Annotated in this window: 9 protein-coding genes; all 9 read right to left on the bottom strand. The window is 44.3% G+C overall.

Annotation, left to right across the window (positions count from 1 at the left end):
- Positions 1-14 precede the first annotated feature (14 nt).
- Positions 15-1379, bottom strand: a complete 1365-nt coding sequence (locus tag DCO56_RS27085; RefSeq protein ID WP_146191148.1) for a hypothetical protein — start codon at positions 1377-1379, stop codon at positions 15-17.
- A 7-nt stretch (positions 1380-1386) separates the two neighbouring features.
- Complete coding sequence (locus DCO56_RS27080) at positions 1387-2490, bottom strand: SGNH/GDSL hydrolase family protein (RefSeq protein WP_108636805.1); 1104 nt, start codon at positions 2488-2490, stop codon at positions 1387-1389.
- A 65-nt stretch (positions 2491-2555) separates the two neighbouring features.
- Positions 2556-3953 carry a DUF5018 domain-containing protein gene (locus DCO56_RS27075; protein ID WP_146191147.1) on the bottom strand — a complete coding sequence of 466 codons (1398 nt, stop codon included), beginning with the start codon at positions 3951-3953 and terminating at the stop codon, positions 2556-2558.
- 16 nt (positions 3954-3969) lie between these two features.
- A complete protein-coding gene (locus DCO56_RS27070; RefSeq protein ID WP_108636897.1) occupies positions 3970-5553 on the bottom strand; it encodes a RagB/SusD family nutrient uptake outer membrane protein in 1584 nt (527 codons plus the stop codon).
- Positions 5554-5572: 19 nt separating this feature from the next.
- Complete coding sequence (locus DCO56_RS27065) at positions 5573-8740, bottom strand: SusC/RagA family TonB-linked outer membrane protein (protein WP_108636803.1); 3168 nt, start codon at positions 8738-8740, stop codon at positions 5573-5575.
- A gap of 157 nt (positions 8741-8897) precedes the next feature.
- Positions 8898-10313, bottom strand: a complete 1416-nt coding sequence (locus DCO56_RS27060) for a DUF4434 domain-containing protein (protein WP_108636802.1) — start codon at positions 10311-10313, stop codon at positions 8898-8900.
- Between the two features lie 3 nt (positions 10314-10316).
- Positions 10317-11387 carry a glycerophosphodiester phosphodiesterase gene (locus DCO56_RS27055; protein ID WP_108636801.1) on the bottom strand — a complete coding sequence of 357 codons (1071 nt, stop codon included), beginning with the start codon at positions 11385-11387 and terminating at the stop codon, positions 10317-10319.
- A complete protein-coding gene (locus DCO56_RS27050) occupies positions 11362-12810 on the bottom strand; it encodes a calcineurin-like phosphoesterase C-terminal domain-containing protein (RefSeq protein WP_108636800.1) in 1449 nt (482 codons plus the stop codon). Before DCO56_RS27050 ends, DCO56_RS27055 begins: the two co-directional genes overlap by 26 nt.
- Positions 12803-14368, bottom strand: coding sequence for an ADP-ribosylglycohydrolase family protein (locus DCO56_RS27045; protein WP_108636799.1), 1566 nt, complete (start codon positions 14366-14368; stop codon positions 12803-12805). Before DCO56_RS27045 ends, DCO56_RS27050 begins: the two co-directional genes overlap by 8 nt.
- Between the last annotated feature and the right edge of the window lie 49 nt (positions 14369-14417).

The raw sequence follows: 14417 nt of genomic DNA, 5'->3' as shown, positions 1-14417 counted from the left end.
AGTATAAAATATAATTAATTGATATAGAACCAGCCTAACCCTTTCTCCGTATAGACCATTTTCCAGTGCGCATCCAGCTCTTTTATTAGTGCTAATGGTGCGATGGCATCGCTAATCACAGCTGATTGCAGCGAAGGGTCCCTATAGAGTTTTCTTGACACCGGATTGTCGATATTATTTGTTGGCCAGATACCTTCTTTTTTTGAAAAGGCGTATTCGTAAGCCACATTGCTATAGTACCCCGATTGCAGAGCTAAATCAAAAAACGACAACCACCAAATTGGGTATCGCTTTTCTACAGACGGATTGCTATAGCTCAAGGAGACGATATCTGCCTGGATACTCAATGCAACCTTTGGGTTGGCTGCCTGTATGGCCTTAGCAAAAGGGGCATAATCCTGTAGATAGTTGTAAGGAAGTTTTGGATCCAGCCAATCCTGAGCTGCAGTTTGCAAAACCATAACATCCGGCTGCACTTCTTTGGCAAGTGCAGGCATATCTAAGCCAAAGTGTTCCCGAATTTCAGCAATGGTGCCTTGTCTGATGCCCATCCCCCATATCGCGTAAAGGACATCGGCATTAACCTCTTTAATGGCCTTCTTTATCTGCTTGTTAAAGGACAAAATTGCTTCTGCTCTAAAATCCATCCACTTGCTATAAATAGCCGGATTCTTTACGATATAATCAAAAGAAACGGTAGCTAATCCAGCTCCTATATATTTCTCGGTAAACTTCTTTCGCGCAAACGCGCTCACATCACCATAAAAACCATTTCCATTCAATGTTTTCCATTCGGGAAAGTAACTTTCCGCAAATTCGATCCCATCCACCTCATAATTTTGCAAGATTCGCTTCACGCGATTTACTTGCCAATCGACAAACTCCGGTCTGTGGAAAGAATAAAACTTGATACCGGGATTTGGATAAGGTTTAAGGAACTCCATTTGCCAGTCGCTGGGCAGATCAGAATTGCCATAGATACAATTCCCGAGCAGCATAAACCAAACAGCAATTTTTTCTGCTTTAAGAGCCTGCAAATACGCAGGCTTCAACAATTGGTCATTCTTACTGCCATCCCAGTTACCAACTATAAAAAAATGTACCGATCGTACATTGGCCATACGAAGATCAGCAACCAGCATCTCCGGGGAGATCTGTTGTTGGTAAAGTATCTCCGGATCAATCTGTATGGAGTTGCCCTTTATTTTTTTTAGTGCAGGTGTTTCAATAAATGATTCCTTTTCGGAACCATTGGGCAGTTCGGGTGTAGGAATTATTAGTGGGTCTGGTGCTGTTGTACCACAGCTGGGGAGGACACCAACGATCAGCACTAGATATAATAATCTATGCCAATAGGATGTAAGTTTGTACATTTTCATAATCACTTTATTTTATAACGCGGTCTTCCAGCGACCAGTCCATTACTGTAGCGACGTAAGGCACCAAAAAAGTAGCCATCTTCTGCTGCCCACGTACGCCAGGGTGCCAAGCAGCTCCCATGTCCGAATCATTGTTCATAACATTTTTTAAGGATGCTGTATGGTGCAGATTGATGTCTCCAGCACGTTCTACAATTTCGGCAATGTAGCTTTCAACCGGATCCGCTAACCGAGATACGACACATAAAATTTTCACCTCGGGACCATATGCATCACGCAACTGTCGAATGATGCGGAGATACGCTTTTTCAAATGTTATTTGCGAAGGAATTGGTTGCGTAGAAAAATCGTTTGATCCCAGATTGATAATAACTAAATCAGGTTTGTACTGATCAAATTTATAGCGTGTGGATGAATCGCTATTCAAGGTATTCAACATAGCATCCTTCATGGTGTATCGGGAACTGGTTAACGAATCGCCATAGTTTCTAGCTGCACCACGTCCCGAATGTGCAATCAGGGCGTAGTCTGTTTGAAAGTACCGCGCCAGTATACAGGCGTAGGTCTTATCCGCATTTTCAGTTTCCACACTAAAGTCCTGCTCTCTGTTCGTTCCATCCGCGCCATATCCTACCGTAAAAGAGTCGCCGATGAATTCTATAAATCGACTTGGTCGAGGCAAAGCACCATCGAGTGAAGACTTATTGCCAAGCATAAAACCTTTTATCGTCGTGCAACCGAACTCGCCTTCCGAGCGTTTTTGTACACGTATGTGATGTGCCCTGTTGCCTTTTAGGTTTGAAACGATCGTAATCACGGTATCCTTGCTATGGATCAGAAAAGTCTTCTCTAGTCTACCATCAACGAAAACATTGTAATAACTTTCCCCTGTATCCGAAGCGCGCATAGCTACAGATTGTCCGGCCAACGTAAACTCAAAATAAGTTCCAACCCAATCAAACGTCACCTCCCCGCATGCATTGGTAACCGTGCGTCCGACATAGGTAACACTTGCTGTGTTTGCGGGGAGCTGTCGCCCTGCTTTATCCTGTGAAAGGCAATTGCAAACGCATCCCAAAACAAAGAATAAAATTGCTATTATTTTTTCCATCTTAAAAAAAGACTCGACACGTTATCCTTGAGGGTAAAGTGTCGAGTTTTGTTACTTTATGTAATTTACCTGTTATAACTCATGTCGTAGGCCATCACTCCGGCATACGCTTTATCATTTGTTGCCATGGTAGCGAAGATCGAAATCTTTTTACCCACCACGCGTACATCGATGTCACCGTAGCGGTTGTAGTTTGTACCACCATAGGCATCCGATTCGAATAGCATAAAATCGCGATAAAATGGAGAATCTTCCAGCAATATCATTTTGTCCGGGTCTGTAATATCATAGACCTTAATGTGTGTTGCATCCCAAGCGAAAAAACCTTGCGTAAGAACAGCCATGAACTGATTTCCTTCTACATTAAATACTTCGAAGTCTAAGATCTTATAATAATGGCTCGATGGAGCCATTTGAACGACATCCATTGTTGGTGTAAATTTAACAAAGCGGCTTCCTTTTTCCCGGTTGGCATCTGAAGCCACGTAGTTACAGTATGTCAGGTAGTGATCTGAATTGGCATCCAAAGATTTACGCTGTACCGCTGCAAATGTCCATGGATCTGCCGCAGCATAGCGAATTACCGTTGGGCTTGAATTCACGACCACACCGTTGTTAAACTCCCAATAATAAATCTGATTATTGACCGCTGGCGCTGTTGCATAAATATAAGCTTTGCCCTGTTTTAAATTACCGATGACAGAAATTTTACGTCCCAGCTCAGCTGGAGCTCCATCCGCAGCTGTATAGTTCAGGATAAGCTTGGGTTCACTATCCACATTTTCGTAGTAATACAACATCAATCCTGCCGAATAGATATTGTATCGGTTGATCACAAAATGATCCGCGTCATCTGCGCTCACCTGCATACAGAATGTTGTTGGCGCAGGGATAGTCTTCACATAGGTGCCGTCGCTGGCATTGTACACCCGCACCCCTACTGTTTCCCCAAGGCTGCCTCCTGAAAAATCGGCAACCAATAGTTGGTCTTTTACCACTGTCATTCCAGAGATATTGGTGCGAAGTATCCCCATTTTGTCAGCAGTATAGAACCAGCGTTTCTTGAATACAGTGCGTGGAAGGGTCGGCACAGCCTTGATAATATGGCGCTTGCTATTTCCATCACCATCAATTACTCGTACTTCAAGCGGATAGGTAAAGTCCATCACACCTGTCAGCGCCGGCTCCATGCGTGCATTATTTTCCAAGCTAGCTGTAGCTTTTAACTTTGAGATATCAATAGGCTCTTCCGCCGTTGTCGGTACTTCGACATAGATGGTATCCCCATCAGCATAAGGTCCAGTGGTTTTAGCCATGTACTCGGTAGTCTGCCCTGGAATAGCCAACATGAAATTTAACAATCCACGATTAAATTCAACATCTTTATGCAATTCCACTTTTTGGCAGGATAGCAAACTGAGGCTGGACAACACCAGCAGTGTATATTTTAGATAATTTTTCATCGGTCCGTATCTTGGTTTATTTCCACTCATTAAATTGCTCTATATTTGGATTTCGTTGCAGTTCCGCTATCGGAATAGGGAAGCGATTGTATTTTTCTGGATAAACACGACTGCGTCCATTATCGGCATCCACCAATTCATAAGTCAAGTCTCCGTTGGCCGCTTTGGTAATTTTAACACCTGTAGCATGTGTACCGTTCAATACACTCGGTGCCAGTCCCCATCGGCGAAGATCCCAAAAACGGTGTCCTTCAAATGCCAGCTCCACCATCCGTTCTCGGCGAATTAGGTTCAACAACTGCCCTGTATTTGTCGCCGCGAGATCCCTTGTAAAGCCAGCGCGACGGCGCACTTTGTTCAAAGCTTCCAGTCCTGCCGACAATTGTCCCTGCTCGGCCATGGCCTCGGCTTGGATCAAGAGCACTTCTGCGTACCGCATGAAATAAAAAGTCAATTCGCCTCTTCCGAGATCTGTCAGTCTTTCATCAAAGAATTTACGCATATAGTAACCGGTTGAGGTCGTTCCACCGCCCACGGCATATCCTTCTTTCGATCCCACTACGGTTTCCAAGATACGCCCTTTCCATGGAGCACCATTGTAAAGTATTGACGCATAGAAACGAGGTTCTCTCCCTTGGTACGGATTGGCTGCATGTACAGGGTTGTTCCAAGTAAAGTCTGTTCCGTCTGCCATCTGGTATTCTTTTACCAAATTTTCTGTGGGGCTAATCTGGGCATATCCACCATCCAACGGCGGGCAAAAGAAATAGTCAAAAGAGTAAGTAAAATTAGGTGCCAAGAAACCGAACTCCAAAATGCTCTCTTTATTTTCAGTTCCCTCGCTCCGGCGTTGGTTAAATAAAGCTTTGTAATCAGGATAAAGATCATACAGGTTAAGTGCCTGCAAGGCGGTTACTGCATCAGAACTGGCTTTCCAACGTCTTGCATAGAGCATCGCACGCGCTTTAAGACCTAAGGCTGCCCCCTTGGTTATCTTTCCCCTTTTTGCAGCCGGAACAATCGCGGGCAGCTGCGCTGCAGCTTTGTCCAGATCCGCAGCAATAAAATCCCACACCTCATCTGGCATGCTGAGTGAGCGTCCGACCCCATCATTCAGGCCATCATACAAAATTACGCTAGCCCCATATCGCTTTGCCAATTCAAAATACACGTAAGCCCTGAAAAACAAAACCTCCCCCTCTACCCGTTGATAAAATTCTGTGGGCAATCCCGTACCCTTTGTTTTCAACCCATCCAAAAATTCATTACAATGTCGGATCCAGGTGTATCCCCAAGACCAGTTGTCGAGTGGATTAGCTCCCGGTGTAATCGTAGATGAACCTAAGATCAAAAGATTGACCTCATCATTCGGAGTATTCTTCTTTAGCAAGTCAGCGTAGGCATCCTGATTGACATGTGCAGAATAATAGGATTGCCCTATCAATGGATAAAACTTGTTTAGAGAAAGCTCTACATTGGCTTCACCGCTCCAGGCCACCCGTTCATCGTATACATCGGTAAGTTCCGGTTCTATCGAACAGCTTTGAAAACTCAGCATGGCGGTTAAGGCCAATATGCTATATTTATATATCAATTTCATCGTTGTACTAATTAAAAAATTAAAAGGTAAGAGATAAGCCAAATTCATAAACACGCTGTTGCGGATAATAGCCTTGATTCACACTCGGCATTTCGGGATCCAGATAGGGCAAACTGCTCCATGTAACCAGGTTGCTACCCGAAACAAAACAGCGTACTTGTTGAATTTTGGCTTTATTCAACCAAGATGCGGGCAACGTATAACCGATCTGCGCTGTTTTCAGACGTAGATAAGCGCCGTCTTTTATCCAGAAAGATGAGAATTTGCCGCCGCTCTGTGCCGACTGCGTACTCAAACGAGGATATTTCGCATTTGTGTTCTCCGGTGTCCAGGCATTCTCCACTAAATATTTTGGCGAATTCCCATCCTGATAAAAAGGCATCGTATAGAAGGTATTATCATAGATTCCTGAATTGGTATAAAGACCTGACAAAGCGACATCAGAACGTGCTGCTCCCTGAAAGAAAGCGTTGAAATCAAAACCTTTATAAGAGCCTCCCAAATTGAGCCCGAACATCATTTCTGGCAAATCACCCTTACCAATTACCGTCCAATCCTGATCGAACGTGATACGACCATCACCGTTAAGATCTTTCAGTTTAATCTCTCCAACGCGGGTAGGGCCAAAAAGTGCACTGCGCTCAATTTCCTCTTCACTTTGAAAAAATCCGTCTGCTACGAAACCATATTTCAGACCGATAGGTCTTCCGGCACGACGAAGATAATCGGGTACATTGGCATCTTCGGTTGTTTCGATTACTTTACTACGTGCAAAACTTACATTTCCACGTACGTTGTAATTAAAATCACCGATATTGTTCCGATGCGATAAAATAAGCTCAAAGCCCCGGCTATCTACTATACCCGAGTTGACAAAGCTGGGAAAATATCCGCCAAATGATGGTGGATTTAAACTAGATGGATTCTGCAAGATATCTTTGGTGACCCTATAAAATACATCGGCTTCCACGCCAAGAAGGCCTTTCCATAAGGTAGCTTCCAGACCAGCATTATAGGTCGTGGTTGTTTCCCATTTTATATCAAAATTAGGGAACGTACTAACATTAAGAGGCTTACCTAACGTATTTCCGATCAGGACCACGGGATCAGCACCGAGACTCATCGTCCGTAAGAATTGATAGTCTCCAATCCTGTCGTTTCCGAGCCTACCAATCGATCCACGGATTTTTAAATCGTCCACCATATCAAATGCTTCTTGGAAAAAAGGTTCTTTGGAGATTCTCCAAGCGGCAGATACGGCAGGAAAGATATCCCAGCGTGTATGGGCGGGGAGCATTGGCGAGCCATCATAACGTCCCAACACTTCCAACAAGTATTTATCTGCGTAGTCGTAGTTGAAACGGAACGAATAGCCGGCTCTACTGAACATCCCATGCCCTCCTTTCACCAGATTATCAATAACTTCCTCACCGAAGTTCAAGTCCATAATGTCTGTGATCGGATAGCCACGTCGCCCGCCAGATAACGAGCTATTATCTGTGCGCAAATATTCGTAGAGAAATAGCGCATTGACCGAATGTGCTCCAAACTTATTGGTATAGCTTATTGATGGTTGGATCGTCTTTTGCCATGAGTCAGTAAACCATTGGTTTAAATTTGCTACCCCACCATTTGCATGCCGTGCAAAAGCTAATGTATATTGCCGGGTAGCATTGTTGTATACATCCAATTGATAAGGCAACAGATAGGCTTTACGCATCGTATACCCTTTATCAAAGGCGCCATTTACTTTCAGCCGAAGGCCAGACACACCGGGCACTTCATACTCAAGGGAAAGATTACTTTGGAAACGGTTGGACCGTGTTGAGTTTTCGCCGGATAAATCTCTTGCAGCCAATGGATTCTGATTACCATTTCCTGGATTCAGGCTTCCGACAGGAATGCCAGCGGCGTTGTAAGCAGGTAAAAACGGATAGGACATCATGGCTTGTGCAAACACTGAGGCATAACTATTGCCCAGACCAGCAGATAATCCCGGTTCCTTACGGATGTCATCCCGATAAGCAACATTTAGTGAAAGTTTGAAGTTATCAAAGATATCTGCATCGAAATTTATACGCCCGTTATACCGGTCGTAGGATGTACGATCGATGATACCATCTTGATTAAAAGCACCTGCAGATACAAAATAACGGTACCGGTCTGAACCACCATTGAGAGTCAAGTTATTGGTCACAGTTGGAGCGCTGCTTTTAAAAAGCATACCGAACCAATCCGTATTCCCAAATATCCCTTGTGGGTCACCATTGGTGATGCGTTCAATCTCATCTGCATTGAAACGACGCGACGCTTCAGCAACACCATCGAGTTCCTGTGCTTTATTGTAATATTTTACATAATCCGCAGCATTTAAAAACTCGGGAAAAGCGGTATTTTTACTTAGCGCATAAGATCCCTTGTAATGTAGGGTAGGTTTCTGTTGCTTTCCTTTTTTTGTTGTTACTAGGATTACGCCGTTAGCACCCCTTACACCATATATGGCCGCCGACGCATCCTTTAAAACCGTGATCGCTTCTACCTCATCGGGATTGATCTGCGGAAAGTCACGTTCTATACCATCCACGATAATCAGTGGTGAGTTGTTTCCCAATGTACTATAGCCGCGCACCATGAGCGAAGCGCCATCGGATCCCGGTTGGCCGCTGCTTTGGCGGGTCACCAATCCCGGTAGACGTCCCTGTAGCATCGAAGAAAGATTGGCCGTCGGCGCTGTTTTTAATTCATCGCCGCTAATCTGTGCAATGGCTCCTGTAACACTTGCTTTTTTCATTTGCCCATAGCCCACAATGATAACCTCATCCAATTGGGTATTATCTTCTTTCAGCAGAAACTCAATGGGCCCATTACCCACTGTGACTACAGTGTCCTTTGAGACGTACCCAATCGCCGTAAGCAACAGGCGGACCTTATTTCCATCGACTGGTAGCGAAAAGCGGCCCAGTACGTCTGTCGCTGCATTGAGCTTCATTGCTGTTTCGCGTATGCTCGCCGCTTCTATTGGTTGCCTGTTTGTGGCATTGCGAACGACACCTTCAAGTCGTGACTGTTGTGCATAGGATCTTGTGAGAGTACAAGAAACGAGACACAGCGCAAACAAGGAATGAGAGAACGTAAGATTACGTCTCCGCCCCTTTCTGCTTGATTTCTTTTGTTTAAATGGTTTCATAAAAGTTTGTGGTTAGTAGTTGTAATTGTACCCTATATTTTTAATAAAAATATCTATAAAACGGTACAATATTAAAATATTTTAAAATATAAAATATGTCAAATAAATTCCTTTAAAAAAACTTCATCTGAAATTAACAATGCTGCTGCGCTACCCCTTACTTACTGGATCGCCTGTCTTTTGATAGTCGCTCTTTCGTTGTTTTTTCCAGATAGTGCTGATATGCCTTAAAGAGATCTATTGTACGCTCTTCACCAATTCGGATCGACATTTTAGGATCGTTAAATACACCCGGAAATTGATAACAAAGTATTTTTTCAAAGTTTTGAAAAAGATTAAGGTCACGGACAATTTCCTCCACGGGCCGCGGATAAAGCGATTGATCTTCATTAAACAAAAAAGTTTCCAAATCAAACCAAAGATGAGCTCCCGCTTGATTGCATAGCGACTGCAATAGATCGGCAGCCTCTTTGCCCGTCAGGTCACCTTCGGGCATCCGAGCGAAGCCAAAGGGGCAAAGAATATCCAGATTCTGTAGCAGTGCTGGATAAGCATCTAGCCCCACGGGTACCTGCATGCTATTAGTGGCCAGCATGACGGGTTTAGCAGGTGCAATTTGGTTGCAGTAGGCTTTGAATTCACGAAAGAAGTCAACAATCTCTTTTTTGCGCTGCATTCGCATCACTTCGCTATGCTCCCAATTATCTAAGTTACCACCACTTTCTTCCGAAACATAGAAACCATAGAACGATGGATGATGTCCATATTTGTCCCACAGCTCTTTGGCCACTTTCTTATGCCAAAGCAGCGATTCTTTGGTAAAATCGAACCAAGCAAACATCCCCACACCGACAAAAATATGCATACCTTGCTTATCGGCCTCATCTAAAATGGCCTCCACGGGATCTGTTGCTGTGATCGGAACCCGCTCCGGATACAGTACAGATGGATAAAATGCCTTGCCTTTATAGGAATCTACCGTCGTCTCATGCTTGCCAACATATTCTTCATTTCGAAAGACTTCCTGAACAACAACAATATCCATTTTTAATTTGTGCATGGCGCGCACCATTTCACGCCACTGCTCTTCGGTCATTTGTTTGATATCATTATTCCAGTGCTTACCTTCAGTTTCACTCCAATGATAAATGCCTGCCCATGCGCCATCAATAAGCCCAGTGGAACGTTGTTGGGAAGCGATAACTTCTATATCGCGAACTTTTCGATATTTTTTATTACCGTCCTTGACCACAAGGGTAATCTTTTGATTTCCCACCAAATTTTTTGTCGGGAGGATATGCTTGATTTCGTACGCTGTTTGGGGCATTACTTCCTTCTTTGAATAATACAACAGGTTTTCGGGCCGTTCCTTCCCTAAATAAACAGATAGTTCTACAATTTTAGCCATTCCTTCCTCATTTCTTAAACCAGCACGGATGTCGAGATCAACCTGATTAGTAATCGTCGTCGGTGGAATTAACGTAAGGGATATACCTTCCTGTGCAATCACAGCAAATGGTACCAAGACAAGGATTAGCATCCAGGACAGCAAAAGTTTTCTCAGCTTATTCATAGTCTAAATTTTAGTTTTTTTTTCATTGATTAGTTTTAACAGTAGCTCGGGTTCGTCAGTGGTAATCCAGTCTACTTCGCTATCGAGAAACTTGCGCAGCTCGTTTACGGTATTGACTGTCCACACATTGGTCCATAGTCCTGCTTCCTTTGCGCGCTTAATCAATGTAGGGTCCTTCCTATACTGGTAGAAATCATAATCGAGTCCGGCGAGCCCATCTACTTTAAGTTCGCCGACAGTCTTGTTCCCGTATAGATAAGCCGTGCGAGCACTCGGATCACGTTTAACGATATGGCAGAGTACAGCATAATCAAAACTAATATATTCGATATAGCCCTGTGCTTTAAGGCGGTGCACGACAGCTAAAACCGAATCCGCAAGCTCCAGGCTTCTACCCGTTGGCGAAGACTTTATCTCCAGGATCATTTTCGTTTTGTTCTGCTGTTTTGCCAGCTTGATGAATTCGATTAGCGTGGGTACAGGATCGCCCCCTTTCAGCGTTGATGTATAAAGCTCTTGTGCTGTAGATTCTTCTACAGCGAGACCGCCGATATGTGGATCATGAGACAGCACAACCTGTCGGTCCTTAGACAACCATACATCAAACTCAGAACCGGCACAACCTAGGGCGACGGCTTGTTGAAAAGAACGGATGGAGTTCTGCATGACACCTTCTGCACGCCATGCCCCACGATGTGCGATTACTTTGTTGCGCAGGAATTCATCCTTCACCAGTTCCACTTCGTACCTTTTTTTGTCAAATTCTACCGTTATTCCATACGCGCGGATACCATCATTTGCGGACACCAGCTTTGACTTCCGGAGATAAATTTTTCCGTTTTTGCCCAAAGTAAAAAGCTTTGCCGTATCACCGACAATCTTCATCCGCAGCTGGCTCAGCGGCAACGGACCGTTAACGGATGCGACATAAGCTCCCCTGCTATTCAGTGGGATTGTGTAATTGCTAAGCGAAATCGACGGTGTTTGAGCCAGCAGGATTGATGGGGATGTGATGCACAAAAGGATCACCAGGGCCATCATGAACAAGCTATCTATCTTTTTTCTGTTGAACATATGTTTTGTATTTAATTCCAAATCTATCCTCCACCAAAACCATCATTTCTGAATCTGGATTCAGTGGTTTCGCTGCAAACAAATGGTCTGTTGTTGTCGTCCAAATCCAATCGTAAGCGTATTTATCTTTATTTTCGACGATTTTCTTTCTTGTCTGCGGATCATGTCCAGTGAACTGCTGCATTTCCCCCACATAAACACCGTCTTCATACCAGGAGACTCGCCAGGCATTATCATAATTCCATACCAATGCTGTGAGCTCATTGGGGCGTTCTGGATTTTCTCCTAGACCATATGCCCTGCATTGGATGTTGTCCGGCAAGCCGAGGGATTTATATCTCCAAGTGAGGCTGTCGCCTTTAGCCACATAAACGGAATAACCAACTGGAGTTCCATCCGCACAGGAATTTTTCTCTTGCCAAAAGATGCCCGAAATCGAGGCTTGGTTATGCTCCAAAATACGGGGCGCAGGCTGAAAATGGTCGTGTAAATGAGTATGTCCAGACAATATATGCACCTTATAGTCCTTCAACATCGTATACAAATGTTGAGCATTAACGACTTGTTGCTTGCGCTCTATTTTTCGAAAATCCTTACTAGCCGTCGGAATATGGAACATCATGACGATCGTACTACCTTTGGGCACTTTTTGAAGATCCAGCCTGAGCCAACGAAACTGTTCTTCACAGATATACCCTACATACTCGCCCCTGCGCCCCAAATAGAAAACATCGTCGAGCACAATGTAATGCATGGAACCGCGATCAAATGCATAGTAACGTGGGCCAAAATTTTCTTCGTATAACATACTTGCCGTGGTATTTGAACGTTGGTCTGTAAGCAGATCATGGTTACCTTTGCTAAAGAAATAGCTCATATTTGCCAATTCAAATGCCTGTTTCACTCCAACAAAGAGGTCTGGCCTATCACCCACCATATCGCCCACCACCATTCCATGCACGGGAATATTGCGCAAAGCGCTATCCTTGTAGTTTTTTATATCCGCTGCAAACAGCTCACAACGTTGCACATCAGCAGCATTATATACCTGCGGATCGCCCAATACGAAAAATGCATGCGTTGAATCAATTCCTATAGGTTCCAAAACGAAATTGAAAGCATCTGTTGTCCCCGCTTTGGGCAATGGGATAAAAAAATTACCCCCGTTATTTTTTGCGGACATCTCAAAGCCAGCAGGAACCGTGATATAGACAAAACGGGCCAAAGGTGAAGGAATGATACGATAGTGTCCCCGATGGTCAGAAAAGACGATTTTATATCCATCAGTAACGGCCACTTTTGCTACCGGCTGGCCTTCGACCTGTCGCACCTGTCCCTGCACTTCCAATCCCCTTGCAAAACATGCTGTTGATAGGCAGATCATCGACAGTAACGCCGTAAACAAAAGTGTCATTTTAATCATGATGGTATGGGATTAGCGTTCGCGGATGAGATGCATACACCAAGTAGTCAGTGACGTAGAGCTGATACCCGGGTTCTTCCGTCAATAGTTTTATCTCTACCCGATGCTTTTTATCGGGCATTTGATACCTCCAACATAATTCCGGACGGCGCATATTCGCATTGGAAAAAAGACTTGCCGTTTCTACTAATTGATCATCGATATACAAACCCACTTGTACCGCCTTATCGCTCACCGTATTATCCGCTTTTTGCAAGTGTCCACTGACCACCACACCGCAACCCTCGAAATTAAATTGATAGCTTTCGGGAAAAGATTTCGCAACCTTTACACGCTCTTTTGGGTAATGGCCGGCGAAGTTTTCTTCGAAAGGTACTTGCACTGTTTTTTGGTAGGGTATGGTTACGCGATTTTTGCCCACCACACCACCTGCCTTAACGATGCTTGCTAGTGCAAGTTCCATATTGACACGATATATATCATTGAGGGAATAGCTACTATAACTAAAGGGCACACCTTCTGCTTTCTTTAATGGTCCCATCCAAGTATGCGGTATGTGACTATACCCCAACATGGTACCGAGTATCCCACAGGCTGTCGCAGGATTGCAGTCTGAATCTTGACCCGCCCTGGTTGCAATATTCATGGTCTGAAAAAAATCGCCGTTACCGTACAGTAATGCCATGACAACATAAGCTGCATTCAACTTTGCATCGATATTCAGCGGGTCGAAAACAAAGTTTGGACAGCCGTGATCTTCCGACCATTTCTTCTGGATCTGCCACCAAGTCTCTTTCCAATCGAACGGCTCCTGAGCGTGCCATGCCAAAACATCACGTATACATTGGTAGAATTTACTTTGCGGCGGCAACACCTGCAGCGCCTCTTCGATCAGGGGCTTCACTTCATTCACTCGAAATGCTTGGGCATATAGATGTGCAACGAAGAGCCCGCCGTAATACCCATCACCAGAGGCGATAATTTTTCCCGTTTTTTCGCAGATACCCGTAACAGCCTGCGGCATAGCCGGGTTGATCAGGCCTGCAAAATCAGCTTCGATCTGAAAATCGATATCGTCTGCATGCGGATTGTTTAGCCAATGCCCGGATTTATCTGGTGGAATGCCGTTATTAAGATTATATCGTGCTACCTGGTTGGCATGCCAAAGTTCATACTCTTTCTTTGCGAAAGCCTGCGCAAGGGAATCCACCGGAGCATCTAGCCCCAATCGATGCAGTACTTCCATAAAGGTAAGATCCACATACACATCATCATATAATCCAGGAAACTCGCGCATAGCGCGATTTACGTAATCATCTTCCCAGTGAATACGTTCGTAATCCTGAATGAACGTACCTTGATAGCGGAATTCTGTAGGCCAACCATAGGTTACGCCTATTGTTTGTCCCGCCCATCCGCCCTTTATTTTATCTTCCAGTACCGCTTTTTCCAACGATAAGGCTAAAGGTTGTTTTTTAGCTCCTTGTGCAAAAGCGCATAAAGGAATATAGCAAAAGAGCGAAAGTTTTAACGAAAGTAACAAAACTGACTTTATCATAATAGGCAAATTAACGTTTAGAGGGGGCCGACCTAAGGCAATGGCCAGC

The organism is Sphingobacterium athyrii (assembly GCF_003071065.1).
GTDB lineage: Bacteria > Bacteroidota > Bacteroidia > Sphingobacteriales > Sphingobacteriaceae > Sphingobacterium > Sphingobacterium athyrii.
The sequence above is the reverse complement of the archived record's forward strand: the minus strand, read 5'-3'. Positions and strand labels throughout refer to the sequence as shown.

Coding starts and splice junctions, on each gene's coding strand:
- DCO56_RS27085 (WP_146191148.1), bottom strand. CDS start 1,379: ATGAAAATGTACAAACTTACATCCTATTGGCATAGATTATTATATCTA.
- DCO56_RS27080 (WP_108636805.1), bottom strand. CDS start 2,490: ATGGAAAAAATAATAGCAATTTTATTCTTTGTTTTGGGATGCGTTTGC.
- DCO56_RS27075 (WP_146191147.1), bottom strand. CDS start 3,953: ATGAAAAATTATCTAAAATATACACTGCTGGTGTTGTCCAGCCTCAGT.
- DCO56_RS27070 (WP_108636897.1), bottom strand. CDS start 5,553: ATGAAATTGATATATAAATATAGCATATTGGCCTTAACCGCCATGCTG.
- DCO56_RS27065 (WP_108636803.1), bottom strand. CDS start 8,740: ATGAAACCATTTAAACAAAAGAAATCAAGCAGAAAGGGGCGGAGACGT.
- DCO56_RS27060 (WP_108636802.1), bottom strand. CDS start 10,313: ATGAATAAGCTGAGAAAACTTTTGCTGTCCTGGATGCTAATCCTTGTC.
- DCO56_RS27055 (WP_108636801.1), bottom strand. CDS start 11,387: ATGTTCAACAGAAAAAAGATAGATAGCTTGTTCATGATGGCCCTGGTG.
- DCO56_RS27050 (WP_108636800.1), bottom strand. CDS start 12,810: ATGATTAAAATGACACTTTTGTTTACGGCGTTACTGTCGATGATCTGC.
- DCO56_RS27045 (WP_108636799.1), bottom strand. CDS start 14,368: ATGATAAAGTCAGTTTTGTTACTTTCGTTAAAACTTTCGCTCTTTTGC.